The sequence below is a fragment of the Ensifer sp. R1-3 genome, assembly GCF_056739175.1.
In genome coordinates this window covers 1118536-1143035 of the sequence record NZ_CP096516.1, presented here as the reverse complement: position 1 = coordinate 1143035, position 24500 = coordinate 1118536, and the positions used below count along the sequence as shown (strand labels likewise).

21 protein-coding genes and 1 riboswitch are annotated in these 24500 nt (G+C 62.5%); of the genes, 8 read left to right on the top strand and 13 right to left on the bottom strand.

The window, feature by feature from the left end:
- The first annotated feature begins 2 nt into the window (after window positions 1-2).
- The 4 genes from M1D43_RS22525 to M1D43_RS22510 all read left to right on the top strand — a co-directional run bounded on the left by M1D43_RS22525 (window position 3) and on the right by M1D43_RS22510 (window position 5995).
- Window positions 3-1706 carry an amylo-alpha-1,6-glucosidase gene (locus tag M1D43_RS22525; RefSeq protein ID WP_127603386.1) on the top strand — a complete coding sequence of 568 codons (1704 nt, stop codon included), beginning with the start codon at window positions 3-5 and terminating at the stop codon, window positions 1704-1706.
- A gap of 15 nt (window positions 1707-1721) precedes the next feature.
- A complete protein-coding gene (locus tag M1D43_RS22520; RefSeq protein ID WP_014527099.1) occupies window positions 1722-2756 on the top strand; it encodes a LacI family DNA-binding transcriptional regulator in 1035 nt (344 codons plus the stop codon).
- A 119-nt stretch (window positions 2757-2875) separates the two neighbouring features.
- Window positions 2876-4888 (top strand): beta-galactosidase, encoded by a 2013-nt coding sequence (locus M1D43_RS22515; protein ID WP_498814249.1) that lies wholly within the window; start codon window positions 2876-2878, stop codon window positions 4886-4888.
- Between the two features lie 102 nt (window positions 4889-4990).
- On the top strand, window positions 4991-5995 hold the full coding sequence (locus tag M1D43_RS22510) for a serine hydrolase domain-containing protein (protein WP_498814247.1): 1005 nt from the start codon (window positions 4991-4993) through the stop codon (window positions 5993-5995).
- Window positions 5996-6113: 118 nt separating this feature from the next.
- Here the strand turns inward: M1D43_RS22510 and M1D43_RS22505 are convergent, their stop codons facing one another.
- A complete protein-coding gene (locus tag M1D43_RS22505) occupies window positions 6114-6773 on the bottom strand; it encodes a peroxiredoxin (protein ID WP_004434881.1) in 660 nt (219 codons plus the stop codon).
- A 213-nt stretch (window positions 6774-6986) separates the two neighbouring features.
- Window positions 6987-7089, top strand: a riboswitch (TPP riboswitch).
- A gap of 128 nt (window positions 7090-7217) precedes the next feature.
- Here M1D43_RS22505 and thiD point away from each other — a divergent pair.
- Together thiD and M1D43_RS22495 are read left to right on the top strand one after the other, a co-directional pair.
- Entirely contained in the window at window positions 7218-8018 is an 801-nt protein-coding gene (gene thiD, locus M1D43_RS22500) for a bifunctional hydroxymethylpyrimidine kinase/phosphomethylpyrimidine kinase (protein WP_010975923.1), read from the top strand.
- A 60-nt stretch (window positions 8019-8078) separates the two neighbouring features.
- Complete coding sequence (locus tag M1D43_RS22495) at window positions 8079-8327, top strand: hypothetical protein (protein ID WP_017265891.1); 249 nt, start codon at window positions 8079-8081, stop codon at window positions 8325-8327.
- 49 nt (window positions 8328-8376) lie between these two features.
- Here M1D43_RS22495 and exoP read toward each other — a convergent pair whose 3' ends face one another.
- From exoP to exoT, 11 genes are all read right to left on the bottom strand, one after another.
- Window positions 8377-10737 carry a succinoglycan biosynthesis transport protein ExoP gene (gene exoP / locus M1D43_RS22490; RefSeq protein WP_014527101.1) on the bottom strand — a complete coding sequence of 787 codons (2361 nt, stop codon included), beginning with the start codon at window positions 10735-10737 and terminating at the stop codon, window positions 8377-8379.
- A 54-nt stretch (window positions 10738-10791) separates the two neighbouring features.
- On the bottom strand, window positions 10792-11697 hold the full coding sequence (locus M1D43_RS22485; RefSeq protein ID WP_010975921.1) for a UTP--glucose-1-phosphate uridylyltransferase: 906 nt from the start codon (window positions 11695-11697) through the stop codon (window positions 10792-10794).
- Between the two features lie 4 nt (window positions 11698-11701).
- Window positions 11702-12748, bottom strand: coding sequence for a succinoglycan biosynthesis glycosyltransferase ExoO (gene exoO / locus M1D43_RS22480; protein WP_010975920.1), 1047 nt, complete (start codon window positions 12746-12748; stop codon window positions 11702-11704).
- Window positions 12745-13674 (bottom strand): succinoglycan biosynthesis glycosyltransferase ExoM, encoded by a 930-nt coding sequence (gene exoM / locus M1D43_RS22475; protein WP_010975919.1) that lies wholly within the window; start codon window positions 13672-13674, stop codon window positions 12745-12747. Before exoM ends, exoO begins: the two co-directional genes overlap by 4 nt.
- A complete protein-coding gene (gene exoA, locus M1D43_RS22470) occupies window positions 13674-14666 on the bottom strand; it encodes a succinoglycan biosynthesis glycosyltransferase ExoA (protein WP_004434899.1) in 993 nt (330 codons plus the stop codon). The genes exoM and exoA overlap by 1 nt, the downstream gene beginning before the upstream one ends.
- On the bottom strand, window positions 14663-15874 hold the full coding sequence (exoL, locus tag M1D43_RS22465) for a succinoglycan biosynthesis glycosyltransferase ExoL (RefSeq protein WP_010975918.1): 1212 nt from the start codon (window positions 15872-15874) through the stop codon (window positions 14663-14665). The genes exoA and exoL overlap by 4 nt, the downstream gene beginning before the upstream one ends.
- Window positions 15875-15969: 95 nt before the next feature.
- The gene (gene exoK / locus M1D43_RS22460; protein ID WP_010975917.1) at window positions 15970-16779 is read right to left on the bottom strand and encodes an endo-1,3-1,4-beta-glycanase ExoK; all 810 of its coding nucleotides are present in this window, start codon (window positions 16777-16779) and stop codon (window positions 15970-15972) included.
- A 5-nt stretch (window positions 16780-16784) separates the two neighbouring features.
- Window positions 16785-17897 carry a succinoglycan biosynthesis protein ExoH gene (exoH, locus tag M1D43_RS22455; RefSeq protein ID WP_010975916.1) on the bottom strand — a complete coding sequence of 371 codons (1113 nt, stop codon included), beginning with the start codon at window positions 17895-17897 and terminating at the stop codon, window positions 16785-16787.
- A 612-nt stretch (window positions 17898-18509) separates the two neighbouring features.
- Window positions 18510-18767 carry a hypothetical protein gene (locus M1D43_RS22450; RefSeq protein ID WP_010975914.1) on the bottom strand — a complete coding sequence of 86 codons (258 nt, stop codon included), beginning with the start codon at window positions 18765-18767 and terminating at the stop codon, window positions 18510-18512.
- A gap of 19 nt (window positions 18768-18786) precedes the next feature.
- Entirely contained in the window at window positions 18787-19362 is a 576-nt protein-coding gene (exoI, locus tag M1D43_RS22445; RefSeq protein ID WP_010975913.1) for a succinoglycan biosynthesis protein ExoI, read from the bottom strand.
- Window positions 19363-19740: 378 nt separating this feature from the next.
- Complete coding sequence (gene exoT / locus M1D43_RS22440) at window positions 19741-21225, bottom strand: succinoglycan biosynthesis transport protein ExoT (RefSeq protein ID WP_498814245.1); 1485 nt, start codon at window positions 21223-21225, stop codon at window positions 19741-19743.
- 124 nt (window positions 21226-21349) lie between these two features.
- Here exoT and exoW point away from each other — a divergent pair, with 124 nt between their 5' ends.
- Both exoW and exoV read left to right on the top strand, forming a co-directional pair.
- Window positions 21350-22309, top strand: a complete 960-nt coding sequence (gene exoW / locus M1D43_RS22435) for a succinoglycan biosynthesis glycosyltransferase ExoW (protein WP_498814244.1) — start codon at window positions 21350-21352, stop codon at window positions 22307-22309.
- A gap of 113 nt (window positions 22310-22422) precedes the next feature.
- Window positions 22423-23373: a succinoglycan biosynthesis protein ExoV gene (exoV, locus tag M1D43_RS22430; RefSeq protein ID WP_014527103.1), complete on the top strand. Its 951-nt coding sequence runs from the start codon at window positions 22423-22425 to the stop codon at window positions 23371-23373.
- On the opposite strand, the gene exoU is transcribed toward exoV, so the two are convergent.
- A complete protein-coding gene (exoU, locus tag M1D43_RS22425; protein ID WP_014527104.1) occupies window positions 23364-24392 on the bottom strand; it encodes a succinoglycan biosynthesis glycosyltransferase ExoU in 1029 nt (342 codons plus the stop codon). The two genes, exoV and exoU, sit on opposite strands and share 10 nt — an antisense overlap.
- Window positions 24393-24500: the final 108 nt, after the last annotated feature.

Here is a 24500-nt window from a genome sequence, read left to right as displayed (position 1 = left end):
CAATGCTGTTCGATATCGACCATGTTCCTTTCAGCCGAAAGGGGCGCTTCCTGACGCTGTCGACGATGCGTGTTCCCGGTCGTGACGGCGAGCGTGCGCTTTACCTCAGACGCGTCAGCGGCGGCGACGAGCGTCCTTCGCTCGGACGGCTGTGCCGTGTCGAGTTCCTGGACGGGGAAGGCCGGCCGGCGGCGACGCGCTTCCAACTGTCGCCGGATCAGCTTGTGGCGCGGACCGGCGAAGGCATCGTCCGCTTCGTCATCGGAGACGGCGAGCGGTTGCACATTCGCGGCGAAAATGCCGGCGTGCGTTTCCTTGTCGAAGGATCGCGCTACGATTATGTCTACCGCACGCCCGGCGGCGAATGGTGCCTCGTTGCAGCGGGTGAGAACGTGAAATTCATTCCGCGGTGCCGTCTTGGTGAACTCGCCGTTTCCGGCAAGTGGGACAGGGACCGGTCCACCGATGTTTCCTTTACGCTTTCGGGCGAGGGGACATTCGAGGGCAATGTCGATTTCTTTCGCGCCCTCCCGCCGCCGGAAGGACCCCGCAGCTTCGATGAGGCACATGCAGCCGTTACAGCCGAGTTCGGCGCCTGGTATCGATCGATCCCGGCGGGTGTCCCCGGACAGGAGGAAGCGCAACGGCTCGCGGCCTATCTCCTTTGGGCGAATACCGTGCCGGCCGAATGCGTGCTGACGCGGCCGGCGATCTACATGTCGAAAAACAGCATGATCAACATCTGGAGCTGGGACAATGCCTTTTCGGCACTCGGCGTCGCCGCCTTCGACGAAGAGCTCGCCTTCGGCCAGTTCGCAGCGATCTTCGACCATCAGGACGCTTCCGGCCTGCTGCCGGACTACGTCAACGACCGCGAAGCGCTCTTCGCCTTCACCAAGCCCCCCGTTCACGGCTGGGCCGTCTCCTGCATGGCGCGCGAAAATCCCGCCTTCCTGACGCCGGAACGCCGAGCCTATCTGCGCGATGCGATCGGCAGGCAGGTCTCCTACTGGCTGACCCACGGCCGCGCCGGCGACAATGTGTTGCCGAGCTACTTCCACGGCAATGACAGCGGCTGGGATAATGCGAGCTTCTTTGCCGAAGGCGGCCCGGTTCTGTCACCCGACCTTCCGGTCTTCCTCATCCTGGCCTGCGAGGCGCTTGCCAACCTGCTGGAGGATGATCCGGGAAAAGCAGCCCGATGGTTGCGTATCGCCGACGAACTTCAAGCGCTCCTCGTCGACATGCTCTGGACCGGCGAGACTTTTGCCGCGCGTCTTGCCGCCGATCCCGAACGAATTCTTCCGGGCGAGAGCCTGATCCAGTTCATGCCGCTGCTGCTGGGCTCCCGCTTGCCGGCAGCAATGTGCCGCCAGCTCGTCGCCCGGCTGGTCGAAGGCGCGTTCATCACCGATTGGGGCCCGGCGACGGAGAGCCCCCGGAGTCCCTTTTACGAGGACGATGGTTACTGGCGCGGACCCATCTGGGCGCCGACGACCTATCTCCTGTGGGATGGACTGCGCCGCCAGGGCAAGGATGCATTGGCGCGGGAAATCGCGCAGAAGTTCTGCGCACTTGTCAACGCACACGGTATGGCCGAAAACTTCGACGCGCGCTCGGGCAGGGGCCTTCGGGACCGGGCATTCGCCTGGACGTCCGCAGTCTATCTGCTGCTGGCGCAATCCCTCCGCGACGAAAACCGGTGAAGAGTTGAAGCCGTCATGCAGCGACCGACCATAAAGACGATAGCGCGGGAAACGGGACTGTCGATTGCGACGGTCTCCAAGGCCCTGAAGCATTCTCCGCAGGTTCGCCCGGAGACCAGGGCCGTCGTGCTCGATGCGGCCGAGCGCGTGGGCTACGAGCTCAATCTTCATGGCGTGCAGCTGCGCACCGGCAAGACCTATCAGGTTGCCGCCATCATGACGGCGCCGGGCCCGAAGGAAAACGAATGGGAGGGCGTGGAATATGCGCAACTCCTCAGCGGTATTTCCTGGGCGCTGGAAGAAAGCCCCTATCGCGTCTCGCTCTATGCCGTGCGCGACTTCGAGGAAAGTCAGGAAACGATCAGGCAGATCGTTTCGATGAAGAAGGCGGACGGCATCATCATCTCGGGCACGCGCGCCGACGATCAGCGGATCCGCTTGATGCAGGAAGCCGAGTTCCCCTTCGTGACCTACGGCATGAGCATCCACAATGCGCCGCATGCCTATGTGGATGCCGACAACGAGCAGATGATCCGCCTGTCCATGGCGCGGTTGATCGAGCGCGGCCACAGGCGCATCGCGCTGCTCAATCCGAAAGAGCAGTTCGCCTATGGCGTCGTCCGTTTGGAAAGCTACCGCAAAGCGCTCGAAAAGGCAGGCCTGCCCTACGATCCCGCCCTCGTCGCTCATGGTCGGCTGACGCCCGCATTCGGCCGGGAAAATGTGGTGACCATGTCTGCGCTTGCCGATCCGCCCACCGCCTATATCTGTGCCAACGAAGCCACCGCGCTCGGGGCCTTTTCCGGCTTCCACGCGCGCGGGCTGGTGCATGGGCGTGACGCGGTCATCAATGCGACCGACGACCTGAACGTCAGCCAGTATTTCGCACCGCCGATCACGAGCTACTACCTGCCGATCGGCGAGCCGAGCGCGCTGCTCGGCAAGTTCATCCTGCGGCGGATGGAGGGAGAGCCGCCCGAGGCCCTGCAGACGCTCCTGATGCCGGATCTCATCGAGCGCTCGGACGACCGGCTGAGGCCGGAACGATGACCGGCCGAGATGCCGCAACGCTCCGACGCGCAATATAAACGTTTACATCAGCCAGACCGGATCGCAATTGCCGCGACGGTTTCTCCGCCGACAATCGGAATACGACAAAGGACTTTACCTTGCACATGCCGCTGACTAGCCCCAATCACTTCAACTCCGACGCACGGACGCCTGACAGGCTTGAGCTCGGCGTGTGCTACTACCCGGAACAATGGCCGCGCGGGAAATGGGCGGAGGACGCCCGGCGAATGGTCGAGCTCGGCCTCTCCTGGGTTCGCATCGGTGAGTTCGCCTGGGCGAAAATAGAGCCGCGGTCGGGCGAATTTCATTGGGAATGGCTGGACGAGGCGATCGATGTTCTGGGCAAGGCCGGCCTCAAGGTCATCCTCGGCACGCCGACGGCGGCCCCGCCGAAATGGCTCGTGAACCGCTATCCCGAGATTCTGCCGGTGGACGCGACCGGAGCGGTGCGCAAATTCGGCGCGCGACGCCACTATTGCTTCTCGAGTCGGCGTTACCGCTCCGAGGCGGCGCGCATCACCGAGGCGATGGCGCGCCGCTATGGCGAACACATCTATGTCCATGCCTGGCAGACGGACAATGAATATGGCGACCACGACACGATCTACAGCTATTCCGCCGAGGCGGTCGGGGCGTTCCGCTTGTGGCTGGCCGAACGCTACGGCTCGATCGATGAGCTGAACCGCGCCTGGGGCACCTCATTTTGGTCGATGCGCTACGATAGCTTCGAGGAAATCGACCTGCCGAACAATCTCGTGGAGGAGCCGAGCCCCACCCACGGGGTGGATTTCATCCGCTTCTCTTCCGATCAGGTGAAGAGCTTCAACAAGGCGCAGGTCGACATCATCCGGGCGCTTTCGCCCGGGCGACCGGTGACGCACAACTTCATGTCGCAGAACACCGATTTCGATCATTACAGGGTGGGCGAGGACATCGACATCGCCTCCTGGGACGTCTATCCGATGGGCGGCCTGCTTAACGGACGGCTCGCAGCGAAGGACAAGGAGCATTATCTCCGGGTCGGGGATCCCGACCAGCCGGCCTTCAACCACGATCTCTACCGCGCCGTCGGCCGCGGCCGCGTCTGGGTCATGGAGCAGCAGCCGGGGCCGGTGAACTGGGCGGCGCACAACCAGTCCCCCGCCGACGGCATGGTGCGGCTCTGGACGTGGCTCGCCTATGCCCATGGGGTCGACATGGTCTCCTATTTCCGCTGGCGGCAGGCGCCTTTCGCGCAGGAACAGTTTCACGCGGGCCTCCTTCTTCCAAACAGCGAGGCGGACCAGGGCTATCTTGAAGTCGCCGAAGTCGTCGCTGAAATGAAGCGCCTGCCCGAGGGAGAGGTGCGTGGCAAGGCGCAGGTCGCGATTGTTCTCGACTACGAATCGCGCTGGGCCACACGCGTCTTGCCGCAGGGGCGGAGCTATTCCGCTTCGGCGGTTGCGCTCGACTGGTATTCGACGGTGGCCCGCCTCGGCGTCGATGTGGATTTCATAGGACAGCACTCCGATATCGCCGGATACAAGCTGATCCTTGCCCCGGATCTCGTGATCGCCGAGGAGGCCTTCGTCGAGCGGCTCACGCGAGCGGATGCCAAGGTGGTCTTCGGCGCGCGCAGCGGCAGCAAGACGAGGGACATGCACATCCCCGAGGGACTACCACCAGGACCGCTGGCGAAGCTCATCGATATCAGCGTCTCGCGGGTCGAGTCGCTGCCGGAGTTTCACAGCGAGACTGTTCTCTATGGCAACGAGGCCTATGAGGCGGGCGGTTGGCGCGAGACGGTCAGGACGAGCGAAACTGTCATCGCAAGCTTCGACGGGGAGTATCGTAACGGCGCGCCGGCGCTCGTCGGCAGCGACAAGGCACGCTACCTGGCGGTTGCGACCAACGGCGCATTGCTCGACAAGGTGATCGGCGACGCGCTCGGCTGGGCTGGGTTGGAAAGCCTGCCCGACCTCGGCGATCTTCGCGTGACGCGCCGTGGCAATCTCCGTTTCGCCTTCAATTTCGGCCGGATCCCCGCGGAGGTTCCCGCGGGCGCCTCGGCCGAGTTCTACGTGGGAGGCCGCACGCTAAAACCCGTCGATGTTGCGATCTGGAGGGAATGAACCCCGGAACATCGATGTAGCCGACCTTTCGGCGAGGTCACATCGTCGTGAGCTTGGAATGCACTTGATGACTTGTCGTGCCGTTCGCCCTAGGTCGAACGCATGACTATGCTCGTTATTACGCTCCTTGCACTTCTCGGTTTCCACTCGGCGGCAGCCGCGCAGGATCAGTCCGTCACCACCTTGCTGACGAGACTGGAGACCAGGGAGGAGTTGAAACCGCTGAAGACTGTGGTCGTTGCCAGGGACGGTGAGACGATCGCCGAGAAGGGTTATCGCGGCCACACGCCCTCGGAGTCGACCAACATCAAGTCGGCGTCGAAGTCGATCGTGTCCGCACTTGTGGGCATCGCGATCGACAAGGGTCTGCTCGACGGCCCGGAGCAGAAGATCGCCCCGCTCCTGAAGGAAGACCTCCCGTCGCAGGCCGACCCCCGGATCAACGACATCACCATCGGCACCCTGCTTTCGATGCAGGCGGGATTGGGGCGGATGTCCGGACCGAACTACGGCCGCTGGGTGTCTAGCCGCAATTGGGTTCGTTTCGCACTGGCACAGCCATTCGACGACGAGCCCGGAGGGCGGATGCTTTATTCGACCGCCTCGACCCATCTGCTCTCGGCAATACTGACCAAGGTCGGCGGCAAGCCGACACTGGCGCTTGCGCGCGAATGGCTCGATCCGGTCGAGGGTTTCCGGATCGGTGCCTGGGAGCGGGATCCCCAGGGCATCTATCTCGGCGGCAACCAGATGGCGATGAGCGCGCGGTCGCTGCTTGCCTTCGGCGAGCTTTATCGCAATCGCGGCCGCACCGCGGACGGACGGCAGGTCGTCCCGGCCGATTGGGTCGAGCTTTCCTGGCGGCCGCGCACCGCCTCCCGTTTTACCGGCGACGGCTATGGATATGGCTGGTTCACGCGCCGGATCGGCGACGAGGATGTGTATTACGCTTGGGGCTATGGCGGCCAGATGCTCTACATAGTGCCGTCCCTGAACCTGACGGTGGTCATGACGTCGGATGAAAGCGGCCCCTCGGCACGCAACGGCTATCGCGACGCCCTGCACGGGGTTCTGGCGGAGATCATCTCCACCGCCAAAGCGGATTGAGGCAGGATGGTTCTGCCCTGTGGGTATTAAACAAGAATATTAGGAAGAAGCGGTAGGGCGCGTCAACCCTTGATGAATTGACGCGCCCTTACGACTGACTGTTGGCCAGCGGGTTTTGCTATGCCGTTGGCTGCTTCGTCTTCCGGAGATAGGGAAGCACGGTGTCGAAAGAGCCGAAACGCTGCACGGCGTCCTCGTTGGAGACGGCGGCCGTGATGATGACGTCCTCGCCCTGCTGCCAGTTGGCGGGCGTTGCCACCTGATGCTTGGCAGTGAGCTGGATCGAGTCGATGGCGCGCAGTATCTCGTTGAAGTTGCGGCCGGTGGTCATCGGATAGGTGAGGATCAGCTTGATCTTCTTGTCGGGCCCGATGACGTAGACCGAGCGCACCGTGGCATTGTCAGCCGGGGTGCGGCCCTCGGACGTCTCTCCGGCGCCGGCCGGCAGCATGTCGTAAAGCTTTGCCACCTTCAGATCGCGGTCGCCGATCAGCGGGTAGTCGACCTCGAAGCCGGTCGCGACCTTGATGTCGTTCTTCCACTTGGAGTGGCTCTCGACCGGATCGACCGAGATGCCTATGATCTTGACGCCGCGCTTGCGGAACTCCGGCTCGATCCCTGCCATGGCGCCGAGTTCCGTCGTGCAGACGGGGGTGAAGTTCTTCGGATGGGAGAAGAGGACAGCCCAGCCGTCGCCGATCCATTCATGGAAATTGATCGTGCCCTGCGTTGTCTCGGCGGTGAAATCAGGGGCGGTATCGTTGATGCGCAGACTCATGGCGTGTTCCCTCCTGTACGACGAAATTCCGCTAAGAATAACGCAATCGCCGCCGTTTTCGAGGAGGAAACGAGCGATTGACGGCGGCAGAAGGAATGACTGCATCATAGCTTGCCAATCTGCGGGTATATTTTTGCCGGCTGGCCTAAAAGATAGGTCTTACAAGCCTTTGCGCGGGCGCGTTGACATCGCTCTGCTACAGCCGCATAGATAGCGCATTCCGAGGGGAGCACCAGACGGTGCTGAGATGGCGTTGAGCCGGACCCTTGAACCTGATCCGGGTCATGCCGGCGTAGGAACGGAAAGATGGCCGCCAGCGGCAAGTTCGCCTTTTCATCGCCTTTTCCTGGATCTCCGTGATGTTTCGTCTGGAGATCGATCGATGACGTCCATTGCCGTACTACTCGCAATCATCATCTGCCCTCGTGCGAAGGAGGACTGCGCATGACGGCGATTGCGCTCAGCATCGCCGGCTCGGACTCGGGCGGCGGCGCCGGTATTCAGGCGGACCTCAAGACGTTTTCAGCGCTCGGCGTTTACGGCGCCAGCGTCATCACTGCGATCACGGCCCAGAACACCAGGGGTGTGACGGCCGTCGAGGATGTTTCCGCTGAAATCGTGTCGGCGCAGATGGACGCCGTCTTCTCCGACCTCGACGTGAAGGCCGTCAAGATCGGCATGGTCTCGCGTCGGGAAACGATCGCCGCCATTGCCGATGGATTGCGCCGGTTCGGGAAACGGGCCGTCGTGGATCCCGTCATGGTGGCGACCTCCGGCGATGCGCTGCTTCGTCCGGATGCCGTTGCCGCGCTCATCGAAGAACTGTTGCCGCTGGCGCTCGTCGTCACGCCCAATCTTGCCGAGGCCGCGCTCATGACCGGGCGCGCAATCGCCGGGGACGAGGCGGAGATGGCGCGCCAGGCGGAAGCGATCATGCGGACGGGCGCACATGCGGTTCTGGTCAAGGGCGGGCACCTGAAGGGCCAGGAGGCCACAGACCTCTTCTTCGACGGCGACACTCTTGTCCGCCTTCCCGCCGGGCGGATCGAGACGCGCAACGACCACGGCACCGGCTGCACGCTTTCGGCAGCCATTGCCGCCGGCCTTGCGAAAGGCGTGCCGCTGATCGAAGCGGTGAGCGCAGCCAAGGCGTATCTGCATGCCGCAATCTCAGCAGCCGACCGCCTGGAGATAGGTCAGGGGCGCGGTCCGGTTCATCACTTCCACCGGTGGTGGAAGGATTGACTGCCGAGTGACGGCTCGGGGCGCTGAAGTGCCTCGCTATCGCCACGGTTGTTCAGCAGCATGACCGCTCCATGGCTTCGATTGGCAATCGGTTTTCGCGATATGCACTTTCTTACCCGCCGGCTGGAGGCTTTCAACCGTGACGACCTGCCGGATTGGCGGCGGTCGCCAAGCAGGGCGCGGCGTGCTCTTTCGATCCTGCCGTCGCTGGTAGAATATTCGCTCTTCTACGCGCTGGCACTGATTGCCCTTACGGCGGTCATTGCGTTAATGGCAGCCGCTTGGATCGTCGATCGCCGCAAGGCTTGACGGCGAAGGGCGAAAAAGGCCGCGCACAAGTGGCGCGGCCGCGGTCGCCTCAAGCGGCGGTGTTTTCCGTGATCGTATTCTCGACGTAATATTTGCCGTAGCGATGGCGATATTTCTCCGCCCCGTCGAAGTCGCTGTATTTGCCGAGTTCGTTCATATCCGTCTTGTTGAGGATGACGCCCAGCACCTTCGAATTGATCAACGGTTCCGAGTGGAGCAGATCGCGTACGAGCCGCGAAGGCGTTCTTCCCCATTCGACCACGAAGAGAATGCCGTCGGCCAGCGGCGCGAAGGCCTTCGCGTCGACGACAGGGGCGAGTGCGGCAAGATCGACGACGACATAGTCGAAGGCGTTGCGGGCGTTCTCGATAAGGTTCGCCATGGCCGGCGAGGCGAGCAGTTCGTTGCTCTGATGCCGCTGATGCGATGCGCCGCCGGCCGGAAGGATTGCGAGCTTGGTGCGCTGGTCCACCTTGATTCCGGCGGGCCAGCTGGCTTCTCCGATCAGCGTTTCGACGAGCCCGGTGCGCGGGGCGGGCGTGATCATCTGCGTCAGTCCCGGCTTGCGTATATCGGCATCGATGAGCAGGGTGCGCTTGCCGCTCGCCGCCAGTAGTGCGGCGAAGTTCGCGGCAATGATCGATTTTCCCTCGTCCGGAAGGGCCGATGCAATGGCGATCACGCGGCTTTCGCTGCCGGCCAGCATCTGGTCGCAGGCAAGCTTTGCGTTGCGGAAGGTCTCCGCGAAGGTCGAACGCGGCGCATCGACGACGATGCGCGAAAGTCGTTGGAACGGCATCGTATCGTCCACCGCTTCGTCGTGTCTTTTCACCGAGCCGAAATGCGCATGGACCAGTTGTGCCTTCTTTTTCATGCGCGTTCCGAGCAGCGGAACGTAGCCGAGCGAGCGATGGCCGAGGATCGAGCGTATGTCGCCCTCCAGGCGGAAAGTCCGTTCGCGGAATTCGAGGAAGGCCGCGTAAGCGCCGCCGACCATCATGCCGAGCACGGCCGAGAGCGCGAGAGTCATGGTTTTCTTGGGGCTCGACGGCGACACGGGCACGCCGGCCTCGGAGATGACGCGAGCCTTGGCGATCGGGAAGGATTGCTGCTGCGTCGCCTGTTCGTAGCGCCCGAGATAGGACTCGTAGAGCGTCTTCAGAGCCGCTGCCTTCTGTTCGAGCTCCCTTAATTGCACCAGTTGCTCGCTGGCGTCGGAGGTCTTGCCGGCAATGCCTTGGATGCTCTTCCTGAGCGATTCCTCGCGCGACTGGGCGACCTCGTATTCGTTCTTGTAGCTTGCGGTGAGTTGCTGCAGTTCCTGGTAGATCTGCCGCGCGACATCCTCCTGCTCGGCGCGGAGCGATACCGCCTGCGGGTGGTCGGCGCCGAAATTGTCCGAGACTTCCCGCTCGCGCTTGCCGACGGTGAGATAGCGCGTCCTTAGGTCACGGATCACCGAATTGTCACCCTCCTTGGAGGAAATGGTGGCGTTCTTGACCGCGTTCTCCGGTCCCTGGTCGACGATCGACTTGTATTGGTCGTAACGGGCCGACGCACTTGCCGTATCGGCCTGGGCGACGATGAGCTGGCTGTTGAGGTCGGCCATCTGCTGCTCGGACATCAACTCGCCCCGCGCAGCCGTCAGACCGTTTTCGGCCCTGAAATGCGCGACTTCGAGCGCGGCGGCCTGCGAGCGCTGCTGGAGGTCCGTAAGCCGTTCCTGCAGCCAGACGGATGCGCGCTCGGTCGCCTCGAAATTGGCGTTCAACTGATCGGTCAGATAGGCACTTGCGTAGCCGCGCGCGATGGTCGCCGCGAGCAAGGGGTCGCTCGAGCGAAAGGCAACGGCCACGACCGAGCTGCGCGAGACACGCTCGACCGCGAGCGATTGCTGTATGATCGCGGCCGCCTTCTGCCGCCGTCCGTTGCGCGCTGCCTCCTCCGTGACATCCGGCCCGCCCGAAAACAGCCCGGTTGCCGTCTTCAGCCATTCCTTGACCATGTCGACCGGGGAGCGCGGCGGATTGAGGATGGTATCGTTTTCCGAAAGCTTGAGCTTGTCTACGACGCGCAGCGCGAGTTCGCCGGACTTCAGGATCTCGACCGCACTCGCAATCTGGGTATCGAGCATCTGGCTGTTTACCGGGGTAGGCTCTTCCTCGGCGTATTTGGACAGGTTTTCGTCGAGAAGGATCTGCGTCATCGACGTGTAATAGGGCGTGGCAAACAGGAGATAAGCGGCCCCCAGCGCAATGAAGAGCACGACGAATGCGGCCACAAGCCGGGCACGACGAAAGACTGCGGCGACAAGCCGGTCAAGGTCGATAAAGCCGTCTGACTGTTCTTCGCTGGGCATGATGCTGCTCAATGGAACGCTTCTTTGTTTCATGGGGGCCGTTCTGTTCATCTTCTTCTCCGGTCCTTGTTCCGGCAGTCCCGCAGGACTGCCGGAAGCCGCCGCTTATGCCGCCCGGATGCGGCTTTCGTGAGACAGAACCATGTCGCGGACGGATTCGAAAACGATATCGCCGATGTCCGCACGAGCAAGGGCGAAGGCGACATTGGCTTCGATGAAGCCCTGCTTCGAGCCGCAGTCGAAGGTGCGGCCTTCATAGGGATGCGCGTGGAAGGACTGGGATTGCGAAAGCGTCAGCATGCCATCGGTCAACTGGATCTCATTGCCGGCGCCGCGTGTCTGATGGGCCAGAATCGAGAAGATTTCCGGCTGAAGGATGTAGCGACCATTGAGATAGTAGTTGGACGGTGCCTTTCCGGCGGCGGGCTTTTCGACCATCTCGGTTACGGAGAAACCGTGCCGGACCGTCTCGCCCTTGCCGACGATGCCGTATTTCGATGCTTCCTCGGGGGCGCATTGCTCGACGCCGACGACGTTGCCGCCAACCTCGTGATAGAGGTCCATGAGGCCGGCCACGCAACCGCGCGCGCCGAAGGAGACCATGTCCGGCAGCAGAAGCGCGAAGGGCTCGTCGCCGATCAGGTCACGCGCACACCATACCGCGTGCCCGAGGCCGAGGGGGGCCTGCTGACGGGTAAAGCTGACCGAGCCGGCTGCCGGCAACATGGCCTCGAGTTCGGAAATCTGCGCGCTTTTGCCGGAGCGTGAAAGCGACGAGATGAGCTCCGGCGCGTCGTCGAAATGGTCCTCGATCACCTGCTTGTTCCGGCTGGTGACGAAGACGATATGTTCGATTCCGGCCTGGCGGGCCTCGTCCACGGCATACTGAACGACTGGCCGGTCGACGATCGTCAACATCTCCTTGGGCACTGCCTTCGTCGCCGGAAGGAACCTCGTTCCGTTTCCGGCAACCGGGATTACTGCTTTTCTGACGGTCCTGACACGGTCCATTTTATCATCCTTTGCTTATGCGGGGGTCGTTGCCCAGCGGGGATCTTTCAGCCGCCGCCGTCACGGGGGCGGCACGGGGGGCCGAATGGGAGGAGGGATGCACGAAACGCGCGGCAAGGCGGCGCAATCGGGCAGCGATCGGCATGCTGAGATGCCGGAGCGCAAACGGGTCGGCCAGAGCGGTCTTGAGCGCGCCGGCCAACGATCTCTTTTTCAACTGCTCGACGAGGACCAGGAACGAGCGAGCTTCGCGGAAGCCGCGCATGCGCCTGTGCTGCATTTTCTGAGCCAGGCCGTCGAGCGCGTAGCGGCGCAGGAACGCCTCGTCGGCGGCGATCATCGCGTCTATGTGATCGAGCCTCAACACACGCGAGATGGAACCCTCGCGGATATGATAGATGTAGCCGGCGGACGGCTCGACCGCGCAGCGCCCGCCACAGGCAAGGGCCGATGCCAGCAGGATGTAGTCCTCGCCGATGCGCAGCGCCTCGTCGAAGCGAAGCTGCTGGTTTTCCAGGAAGCGGCGCTCGAAGATCGGTTTCATGTAGCCGAAATTGTGCTCGGATCGAAAGAGCACGTTCGACTCGATGAAGGCGGGAAGCGTGAGCTGCGGCAGCCGGGCGAGTTCGGCCTCGGAGAACATCCTGAGACTGCGTCCGTCCAGCGAGACGACGTCGAGATTGTCGACGGCGATCTGCGCCCCGGCCGCGTCCGCTCGCTCGATCATCCGCCTGAGCCGGTCCGGCCGGACTGTATCGTCCGAATCGAGAACGGCGATCCACCGGCCGCGCGCCGCCCCGATGCCGGCATTGCGTGCGCCGCCCGGACCGCGGTTGCGATCAAGGGCGATCAGGCGGACCCTGGGATCCGGGATCGCCGCAACGAGCGCGGGCGTCGCATCTGCTGAGCAATCGTCGACGACGACGACCTCGACGGTCACGCCTTCCTGCGCCAGCGCGCTTTCGATCGCGCGCACGATCGTATCCGCGGAATTATAGGCGGCCACGACGAATGTGACGTCGGGGACCTTGTCGATCGCCGGAGGGTTCATGCCGAGGTCACCTCGCGGGCTCCGTATTGTTCGATTTCCTTAAGCCCCAGCAGGCCGCTGATGACGCCGGCATGCAGTACGGCGCGTAGCGCAAAGCGGTTCCGCCTTGCGGCCGAAGGAAAGCAGAGGACCGCGGCAGTTGCGCAAAAGCCGGATTTCGCCCCGGCAAGGGCGATATTCCAGGCCTGTCGCAAGCCATGGGCTTTCTCGGCGAGAAGGCGTCCATGGGTCTGTCCGGAGCGGAAACGACGCTTCGCGAGCCAGGCAAGCGAGGCCCTGTTTTCCGGTACCGGCTCGTGCACCCATGCTTCCGGCGAAAAGGCGATCGTTCCGCCGGCGCAGTGCATCCCGGTGAAGAAATCCGTGTCCTCGCCGCCGCTCTTGCCGAGTGAAAGCTTGAAGCGCCGGCCAAGGAGCGAAGCCGCATCGCGCCTGAGCAGCGCATTGCAGGTGTATCCGGTCCGGATCTCACCTTTTGCCCAGACCGGCAGTGTCGAGTGGAAATCGCCGCTGCGCATCCAGCGGGGGGCCGTAGGCCCGTAGTGCGCCCTGACCGGGCCGAGCACGGCGGCGGCTCCCGTGGTGCGCGCCGTTTCCAGAAGGCGGGTCAACCAGTCGCCGGAAACGGTCTCGTCGTCATCCAGGAAGGCGAGGAAGTCGCCGGTGCTGTTGTCGAGGCAGCAATTGCGGGCGATCGAGATATTCGAGTGAGGGCAGTGAACGTAGAGGATGTCGAACGGCATCTCCGGCCGAAGTCCTTCGACCAGAGCCCTGGCGCTCGGTTCCGCGTCGTTGTCGGCGACGATCACGCGCAACCTGGCGCGCTCCGGCACGTTCATCGCAGCCAGCGAGCGAAGCGTTTCGGCAAGCTCCGGCCGGCGGTACGTGCAGACGCCGATGTCGATGTGAAGAGTTTCGTTCGGCATCAGGCCACCCTGCGGCGGAAGTCGAGGAGTTCCCGCCAGAACCCGGCGGACCAGGCAAGGTGCATGACCATGGCTGCAACGGCGGCGAGCGGTCCATAAGGATTACGCTGGCCGAGCGCCATCCAGACGCCATAGCCGAGGCATGCGGCAGCCCAAACCCCGACTGGCACCACGGCCATCCAGTTGACGATCGCGAGAAGCGCGCCGAAAGCGATGGGTGCCACCGCAAGCGGCAGCATCTGCCTGAGCCCCGGCATTGCGCGATGCTTGAGGAAGTTCTTTGCCCGGCCGCGGCCGTAGCCGAAATATTGCCAGAACAGCGGGACGAGCTTGGCACGCGGATAGTAGACCATGCTCGTCTTGTCGGTCATCCAGATCCGGTAGCCGGCCTTTCCGAGGCGATAGTCGAGTTCGGCGTCCTCGTTGTGGCTGAAGCTCTCGTCATAGCCCCCGACAGCCTTGAAGGCTTCGATGCGCATCAATGCATGGTGACCGTGCTCGGCCCAGTGACCGACGGCACCGGTGCGGTGCTTCGAACCGCCATTGCCGAGCTTGGAGTTCTGCGCGAAGGCCGTTGCCTTCTGGAACGTGCTGAAACCGACGGTCTGCATGGCGACCACGACCGAGTCCGCGCCGGTCGCCAAGGCATCCTCGACAAGCCGCTCGCAATAATCGTCCGGATAGGTGCCGTGGGCGTCGATGCGGATCAGGTAGTCGCTGCCGGCGCCGAGTTCGGCGACGGCACGATTGACCGCCGCGCTTTGTATGCGCTTCGGATTGTCGAGGAAGAGCACCCGTGGATCCTCAGTGGCAAGGCGCCGGGCGATCTCCCGTGTTCCGTCCGTGCTGCCGCCGTCGGCAATGACGACCCGCGCGTTCAACGGTGTGAGTGACGGGCGCAGCTTTTCGATCAGCGCCTCGATATGCGAGGCCTCGTTGAGACAGGGTATGACGATAAGGCTCGACGTGGACGTCAATTCATCTGAGCTCATAGAAATCCACCTTCTTTGTGGCTGGAACCTGCCATCGCGACTACGGGAACGGTCTGCGGCGCCTGCAGCGTGAGCGTTGCCAGCTGCCGCACCAGAGCTTCGCAATCCGTCCGGTCGAACACCCAGGATCCCGGATTGCAGCGGCTGATACGCTCCGCGGCGTCGGCATAGCAATTTGGCGTCAGCGGACCGAGAACCGTGGCGAGGCTCTCGACGTCGGCTCCCTCGAGAACGAGGCCGATGCTCCGCACGGACAGGAAACGAGCGGTCTCCGTCCCCTTCATGGCGATCGGGATTCGGCCGTGGCGGCAGCCTTCGTAAAGCCTGTTCGGCAGCAGCCAGGCGGAATTCTGACCCTCCTCGAAGAAGTCGATCGCCCAGGTGAAATGGACCTCGCCATAGATTTCCGCCAGGTCTTCGGGATTGCGATAGGCGCCTTCGAACCGCATGAAGGGCTCGTTGCGAACGAAGCCGTCGAAATCGTCGAATTCGGAATAGGCGGGCCTGCCGCGAAGAACGATCTCGAAGCGGCCCTCCATCTTGCGCGAGAATTCGGCGAGAAGGGCGAGCGACCTGCGGCAGCGAAGCGCTCCGAACCAGCCGATCTTCCAGGGTGCGCCGGGCGGCGGGCTCTTGGCCGGTGAGGCCGTACGCCGCTCGACCGTGCCGTCGATTTCGAGCACCTTGTTTTCCAGAAGCATCGGCGGAGCGCCGATGCCGGAAAGGGGCCGGAAATAGTGCTCGATGAAGGCGGGGGAACTGGTGATCAACAGGCGCGCATCCTTGCCGAGTTGGCTTTCGGCCGCGCGCAGCATCCGCCCGACGATATCCTTGCGCAGCATGAGGCGGTGGATATCGAGGCATTCGTACACGATGGGAACCGTGCCGCCGAAGAACGCGACCGCTCTCCTCGCCACGGCAAGCATCTCCAGATTGCGGGCGATGATGACATCGGGCTTGCGGACATGGCCGAGCTGGCGTTGCAGCGACAGACACGCGCGGGCGACGGCACCGATTCGCTGAGCGAAACGGCCGTCGGCGGTGGTTCCGAGTTCGATCGGCTCGACGCCGTCGATGGCCGCAAGCGGATTGTCGCCGCGGCGGAAGCCGGCGAGCGTCACGCGTGCGCCGCCCGCGACGAGCGTCAGGGTTCTCCGGCGCACTGCTGGATCGGCAAGATCCTGTGCCAGATAGAGTATCTGCAGCATGAAAACGTCCGTTTTCCTGCCCAGCCCGGGGCTGAGCTTAGTTCAATTCTTTGTGCACTGCAACAAAATGGATAAATTACTCAGTTACCGGCCGTTCACTCGGATTGCGCCCGCTCCAGCTGGCAGGCGACCGACTCGGCGAACTGGCATTCGTCGCCGGCAGCCGTGAAGGCGACTCGATCGACCTGGAGCTTTGTCGGTTCCTTGTAGGAGAAGGTGCCCATCCAGTCGGTGAGCGTGTCCGTACCCCAGAGGCTGAAGAAGATCTTCTGGGCGTTTACCGGGATCTTCGCCGGATCGGTCACTTCGTGAACCAGTTCGCCGTTGACGTAGTACCGGATGCGGTTCTTTTCCCAGACGAATGCGTAATCGTTGAAACCCTGGTTGGCGCCGCCCGGAACGTCGGCGAGAAATTCGTTGCCGCCCTTTGCCGATACATACTGGTTGATCTGGACCTTCGCGGTGTTCTTTCCGAGAACCTCGAAATCGATCTCGTCATGCGGTTTCTTGTCGGCGGGGCCGATATAGGTGAAGAAGGCCGAGTTCAGGCCGGAACCGTCGGCCGCCTTTATCCGCGCCTCGTAGGTGCCGTAGCCGAAGCGCTTGCGCGTCTGGATTTCGCCGCAGGCGAAGTTGCGCTCCTTTACCTTCTTCTCCTCGAAGGTCAGCTCCAGAATGCCATCGACGGTCTTCACCTGCTTCTTCGACCAGGTGCAATTCTGATGCCCGCCATTGTTCCATCCGTCCGAGACGAACCAGACGCGGGTGTCGAGGGTGTCGAAATCGTCCTTGAAGGACTTGCCGTTGGCACCTTCCTGCGCGGCCGCCGCGGTCGCGAGGCCGGCGAGAGGGAGCGTTGCGATGAAAGCGAGACGGGCAAAGCGTCTGTAGCGATCGATTGTCATTGTCGTTACCTTTGCTGGGGCGAATAGCCTGCCTGCGCGCCTTGCGGCGGCTGCGTGGCCATTCGTTTCGCACCTGTTCGGCTGCCGGTAAGCACTGCGAGCAGGTCCGGCGCCAAGCGCCGTACGAGATTGTGGGACGCGACGAGGATCGCAATGGCGATGAACGGCGCGGTGAAATAGAAGAGCGGATAATAGCTGAGCCCGGTGCGGTTCCAGATCATCCAGAACAACACGAGCAGCGGATAGTGGCCGCAGAAGATCCAGAAGCTCAGTCCGCTCCCGCGACCCAATTTTTCACCGAAGCGCGTGCGCACGAGCAGCTCCGAGATCGCCCAGGAGCCGATGATGCCCGCAATCGACGTCAGGCGAAGTGCCATGTCGAGCCAAAGCGGGAAATCCGGGCCGGTGTAATAGAGGCCGACGGCGATCACGACTGCGATCGCGAGGAACCCGGCCGCGATCGGTGCCGCGAAGCGATCGAGCATTTTGATGTTCACGCCATGCAGGCTCGCATAGATTCCAGCCGAGAAGCCGAACAGGATCGACTTCTTGAGAAAGATTCCGTTTGGCAGCGGCAGAATCGCATAGGCGAGCAGTGCAAGGAGCGTTACGCGCGGATAACGGCTCACCAGCAAAGCCAGAAGCGGCGACAGCAGGATACAGAGCATGAGGTCGCGCAGGAAATACAGGGGCAGGTTGACGGGCGTTGCCTCGACCGCGAAGGCCATGCTCAGCCACTGGCGCGGGGTCGCATTGATCGTGTCGGGCAGATAGCCGAAGCCGAGGCCCTGGCGCTGAATGGCGTAGACGACCACAAAGAAGGAGCCGCTCCAGATAAGGAACGGCAGGAGAACGGTCCGCGCCTTGGTCTTCAACGTCTTCCAATAGTCGAAATCGGCAAGGCCTCTGCGAAAGAGAAGATAGCCGGAGATCGCGCTGAGGCAGGGCACACCGATCCGGAACAGGCTTTCGCCGAGAAAGACGCGAAGCCAGTCCAACATGCCGTAGTTGCCCAGAAAGGGACTCCACTGCGGATTGTACGGGACGTGCACGAATACGATGCCGGAGATCAGCAGAATACGCATCAGGTTGATGCGCGCCGAGACATTCGCGTCCATACTCACGATATCAGTCACTCCCTATCGGGCAGCGCCTCGCGGCAGCCGTTTCAACAGAGCAGACCTCAGCCCGCAGGAAGAGAAACTAGGGCACTCCCGAAGAAAAAATATGGCGTTGCAGCAGAAAAGCGAACAGAATCATGCTGCAGTGCACCTAAACCGCGAGCTCCCGCAAAAACCGACGGCCGCGGGAAGGGGTCCGCTTTCCTGAAAAATCCCGGTTTCGCGGCATGTTGCAGAAATTGCGCCCCGCAATATTTTGGGGCAATCGCCGGTTGAACGACGCAACTGTGAATTTTTAAAGTTGGGCGCGTTTTCTTGGAGGATGGACCGCGATTGAGGCAAGCTCCGGGCGAAATGCGGCAAGGTTGGGGCGCATATCGGGAGCTGGGGCCCGTTGAGATTCGGGATATCCGGCGGCTTGTTTGATTTCCTCATCAGAGGGATCCAGTCAGACCAAGTCCTTGGGCTGAGAGAACTCTTCCGCGCCGCAGACGCGGCGCTGCTGGAGCTCTGTGACAAGCACAGAGATGCCGGGCGGAGCAGAGGTTCGGCAGAGCCAGGCCATAGGCCGTTCCAAGGGCGCACGGTCCGACCTTAAATTATCGTGATTCAGCGATCCTTTGGCTTTGCGGAGACGGTCTTGGTGTCGCCTTCGCGAAGCGGCTTCGCCAGCTCGTCGATCTCGCTCTGGCGTTTCGCCGCCACCGAAGGGTCCTTCGATTTGAGCGAGGGCACGAAGATCGCCGCCAGAATACCGATTGGCCCAAGAAGGCAGCCGATCAGCAGCCACAGCAGACTATGACCGCCTCTGACCGCCGCAACGACGGCGGTAACAATGGCGCACAGGATCCAGAATTCTAAGATCATTGGCTCTCGTTTGCAGCCTTCAACAACTCGGCTTTCGGTTCACCCGGCCGACGCGCGCCGCGCAGGCATGCTCGGGCTGTGCGCGCCAGATTCCAGCACCGTTCGATTTGGCAGTTTGCTGCGCCGATGCATAGAGGCCTTTGTTGTCCGTGTCGCGATCGACTGCATTGCCGGACTCGATCAGCCAGCGGTTCACGTCTTTGCCATCGGCCCGGAAACACGTTCCGACGAAGCGGCCATAACGATCGCGGCCGGCAAATTCGCAGCGAGTCGGACGGGATGCCGACAAGAATGCATCCAGGGCCGAGGCCGATTCCTTGCCGCACCGATAATCTGCCCCTCTTTCATCGAGGCAGACCTGCCACTCTTCCGGCGCGTCCACACTGTTAAGTTGGACGCGTTCGCCCGCGATTTCAATAGTATCGCCGTCGATCACCGAGGCTTGACCGATGATCGGCTCTGCGGCCCCGGCGTCATGGGTCATGAGAAGCGCCGCCAGAACGGCGCCGATGGTCCGCGTGCTGGCAGAGCCCAGTCGTGCCGAGTGCGGCGCTCGCCTGCCGCCGGCAGCTACAGCGCTTTTGATGCGGGTCATTCCCCATCCCCGTTCAGCCGAAACACCCGAACAGGCTAACCCAGGTGGGCGCCATTCACATCCTTCAAAACTATGGGTGAATGCCACCGCGGGGTGCATATCGGCGTGACTGATCACGTGTATTTCGCGCGGCTGTTGCTCGTCAGGCGGAATGATTCGCGATGCCGCGGGGTCAAAAGACGAACATATAGAGCAGGATAATGACGATGAGGGGAACGCCCATCAACCAAAGGATAATGCCTTTCATCTCGAACATCCATGTTGTTGCCGTCGAACGGTAACGCGGCGTGCCGCAAACCGTTCCCGCGGCCGCGCCCTGGCGGCAACAAAAGGGCGGGTTGACCCGTCACTCTTTCTTCCGCAGTCGGGCTCGTCTGGCTACTCGGCGGCTCCCGCGGGAGCGGCTCTCGGCTTGCGTGCTCGCGCCATGTCCAGGAGCCTCCGCAACAGCGATCGCTCCGTCAGAAGGATCAGAACCGTGTAGATCACGCTGCCGATGGCCGTTCCGGCGATCAATTGCAAGACGGCGTTCGGCACATGTGCGCCGAAATGCTCGAGCAGGAAGCGGACGACGAGCGCCATCAGCAGCGCCGCGATCATCGGCCGGCTGGATATGAACAAACCCTTGAGGAAGGGCGTGCTGTCGGCACGGAACACCACCCAGGAGTATCCGACAAGCGTTACGGCATTGACGATGCACAGCCAGATCATCGCCTCGACCAGCGAGCCGTCGATGGCACCGTAGGCGACCGCGCCTGTTGTCGCAACCGCGCGAATCAGCGCCCACCAGAACAGGACGGCTCCCTGGCCGACCCCCTTGAGATAGGGGATGAACGTGCTGCAGGGGGTGAGAATGCCTTTCGATAGTGCGAGAAGTCCGAGGACCGGCCAGGCATAGGCCCATTGGCTCCCGAAAAGTACGAGCATCGCCGGCTCGGCAAGTGCCCAGAGGCCGAACATCATCGGCGCCAGCAGGACGGTGGTCACCTGAGTGCTGAGCATCAGCGCCTGTGAACGCCGCTCGCGATCATGCATCATCTGGCCGAAGGTTGGGAACAGCACCCCCATGACGGCGGAGAGGACGACCTGGTTCGGGATGCTCGCGAACCGGTTCGCCGCCGAATAGGCGCCTGCGTCGGACAGCCCGAGATAGCGGGATATCACCACCATCGGGGACTGGAAGGTCATGAAGTTCGCGATCTCGGAGCCCATCATGCCGAAACTGAAGCGGCTGAGCGCCAGAACGCGTTGCAGCGAGAATACGAAGCGCGGTGCGTAACGGGAAACGGCATAGAGGCCGGACAGGCGCACCAGCGCGGAGACGAAAAGCTGAGCGAGCAGCGACCATATGCCGAAACCGAGCAGCGCCAGAAGAACGGCAATAACGGCACCGAGTGATTCGGAGATCATGCTCCAGACGGCATCCTTGCGGAAATTCATCCTCCGGACAAGCAGCGAATAGGCAACGTCGCCGCCGAGCTGCAGCGGGATCAGCAGACTCAGGATCCTTAGCAGGTAGGCAGCCTCCGGCGCGCCGAGCAGCGTGGCCAGGGGCTCGGCAAAAACGAACAGTCCGAGCGCCATCACGAGCGCGATGGCGAGGTTCGCCCAGAAAACCGAGTGCACGGTTTCCATCTCCTCATCCTGCTGGATGACGAGTGCGGAGGTGAGGCCGGCGCCGCCGATCATGGCGAGGAACTGCACCACGGTGAGCGCAACAGCGACGGCGCCGAATTCCTCGGGAGACAGAATGCGGGCCAGAATCGGCACCGTGACAAATTTAAGCCCGAATGTCCCTGTCTTGGAAAGAACGCTCCAGCCGACGTTGCGCGTTACGGTTTTTGCGTTAACGGTTGGGGTCATTGGCGAGGATTCCGTGAAAGTCCTTTGAAGGAGGAATGCAAAGGACAAACTCTAGATATACGGCCGCGACCCGGTGGGAGGAGACCACGCAGACTCTTTTTAGAGAAACCGCAGGGGCGAAAAGATGGCGAAGCTCACAGTTGTCATTCCGTACTACCAGAAGGAACCCGGAATTCTCCGGCGCGCGCTGGCATCCGTTTTTGCTCAGACGCTCGAGGATTTCCACGTTCTCGTGATCGATGACGAATCCCCCTATCCGATAGCGGACGAGCTCGCCGGGCTCGCCCAGGAAGAAAGGGAGCGCATCACCGTCATCCGCCAGCCTAACGGCGGGCCGGGTGGCGCGCGCAATACCGGTCTCGATAATGTTCCTTCCGACAGCGACTTCGTCGCTTTCCTCGATTCCGACGACGTCTGGACGCCGGATCATCTCCTGAACGCCTATCAAAGCATGACGCGTTTCGACGCCGATTGCTATTGGGCCTCGATCACGGGCGGCGACGCTTTCTACTATCATTTCGGGGTCGCGGATCTCGAAAAGAGCGAGACCGTCACGCGCCTCTCGGAAAGTCCCCTCGTGGTCGAGCTCCCCGAACTTCAGGACGTCATGCTGAAGAACTGGAGCTTTCTCCACATGTCCTGCATGGTGATCGGGCGCAAGCTCTTCGAAAAGGTGCGTTTCGAGGCCACGCTCAAGCTAGCGGCCGAGGACGTGCTCTTCTTCTGCGATTGCGTGCTCGCATCCAAGCGCGTGGTTCTTTGCGATGCAGCGGGCGCGGTGCGTGGCGAAGGGCTCAACATCTTTCATTCGATCGATAACGACTCGCCTCAGTTCCTGAAGCAGCAGTTCAATACCTGGGTTGCACTCGACACGCTCGAAGGCCGATATCGTAACCGGCCGAAGGCGATGGAGGCGATCCGATCCTACAAGCATACCGCGCGGCGGCAGGCGCTATGGAGCCAGGCACGCCGGATAAAGCGCAGGAAACTGCCGCAGTTCGATCTTCTTGCCCGCTGGCTCTGGCGAGACCCGCGATTGATCGGCAGCGCCGCCGAGTTGGCGGTTGGAAAACTATCCCGCTAACCTCCCTCGGCCCGATCGGGCACGCGCTGCTTGCGCTGACAACACCCGAAATCAAGCGACGACAATCGCCGCGGCGCATGTCAGGTCGCCTCACAATGCAAACGGAGACGGTCATGAAGCCGTATTATTGGGAATCCCAGCACGGAAATTTCGGTGACGACCTCAACCTGTGGCTTTGGGATTTCCTGCTGCCCGGTTTTCGCGAGGTCCACCCCGAGACGCTGCTCGTGGGGGTCGGAACGGTCTTGAACCGCGCTCTGCTGCCCGAGGCTACGCATAAGCTCGTCATCGGCAGCGGTTTCGGCTACGGCACGCTTCCCGACATGAGCGACCCTAAGGAGTGGGATATCCGCTCGGTCCGCGGCCCGCTGACGGCTGCGAAGGTCGGCGTGGCTCCCGAGCTCGGTATCATCGATCCTGCGGTGATGGTCGCCGACCTTCCGGAGTTTCAGGGCCTTCGAAAGATATATAAGCGGAGCTTCGTACCACACTGGGAATCGGCGATCGCCGGATTGTGGCCGGCGATCTGCGACGCGGTCGGGCTCAACTATATCGACCCGCGTGGCGAGGCCAAGGACGTCATCCGAAAGATCGGCCAGTCGGAGCTTATCGTCGCCGAATCCATGCACGGCGCCATCCTGGCCGACGCGTTCCGCGTTCCCTGGACCGCGGTCAGCACGTCGCACAGCATCAACAGCTTCAAGTGGAACGACTGGGCCCAGACCCTCGGCGTCACCTACCGCCCCCGGCGGGTGCCGGTGTCGACGCGGGCGGAGGCCATGATCAAGGGGGCCCGTTTCTGGGGCATGGATTTCCAGGCGAAGGAACCGCAGCCGGAAGACCCGAACCGCCGACAGATCGACGGAGACCTGGCGGTCGCCGAGCGTGAACCACGCCAGACTTCATTGCGCGCCGCCGCCAAGCGAGCGCTCGCCGCGCCCGCGACGCTGGCGCTGTGGCAGGCAAGCCGGGCGGCGCCGCAATTGAGCAAGGACAATGCGCTGGCAGAGCGCAAGGAGCGTTTCCGCACGGTGCTCGATGGCATACGCCGGGACTATTTTTGAGGCTGATCCACGGCAAGAGTCTCGAGCAGATAGCGCACGTCGCCCTTGCCACCGAGAGCGACGGGCGCCGGCGAACCGGACGGACGAAAACGTTCGGTCTTGTCCGCTAGGATCCCGCCGATGATCGCCGGCAGTGCCGCCGGGTGGGTCAGGGCGTATCCGATTGCACGCCCGAAGCCCTGCTGGTTCTTGAGATCGAGAAAATGCCGTAGTTCGTAGCGGTCGCGAATGTGGCGCTCGTGCCGGCGGACCGCCGCTTCGGCGTCGCTGCTCAGTCGGCTCCCTGCGAGAATTGCACGATCGGCCTCGTAGAGACGCTTGAGGTCGGTCGTCCGGTGACTGCCGCTCAGCGAGTTGCCGCGGACGATGGCGGCATAGCCGCAGCTACGGATGATCTTGAAGCGTGCGCCATTGGCGAGCGCGCGAGCGTATAGATCGTAATCTTCACCGAGGCGCAGCGTCTCGTTGTAGCGCAGGTCACGCTGGTCGAGGAAGGTGCGCCGCATCAGCGGCTTCAGAAAGCCGATTTCGCCGCGCCGCACGCCGCGCCGCGAGATGTTTCCTTCGACGAAGCCGACGAGATCGATGAGCCGGGGGCTAGGGGCGAATCGGTCGATGCTGCCATGCGCGTTTGCCGCCTGCGCGGCATCGATGAAGGCGATGTTGTCGGCGATGAAGTCCCAGCCGTCCTGCGAAAGCAATTGGCCCAGGCGTCCCGGAAAGAAGAAATCATCCGCGTCGAGCACGCCGATAAGCGGAGAATGTGAAATCGCGATCGCATGATTGCGTGCGGCCGCGGGGCCGCGGTTTTCTTCGAAGCGAACGACTTTCAGCCGCCCCGTTCCGTCATCCGCAGCGCGTGCCACCGAAGCGCTGTCATCGGTCGAGCCGTCATCGATGACGACGACTTCTGCCGTCTCCGGTTCGGCAAGCGCCGAAGCGATCGCGCGCGCTATGGTGTCGGCGGCATTCTTCGCGGCAATGATGATGCAGACGTCCGTCGGCGCGGCTGCGGTCATGTGAGGCCTCCAGCGAGTTATCGGCTGTCGCGCCTCAAGGGCGCGAAGTTGCCGGAACCATGCCGTGCGATCATGTCGCAAACGCGTCAGGCGAAAAATTTTTTTGCA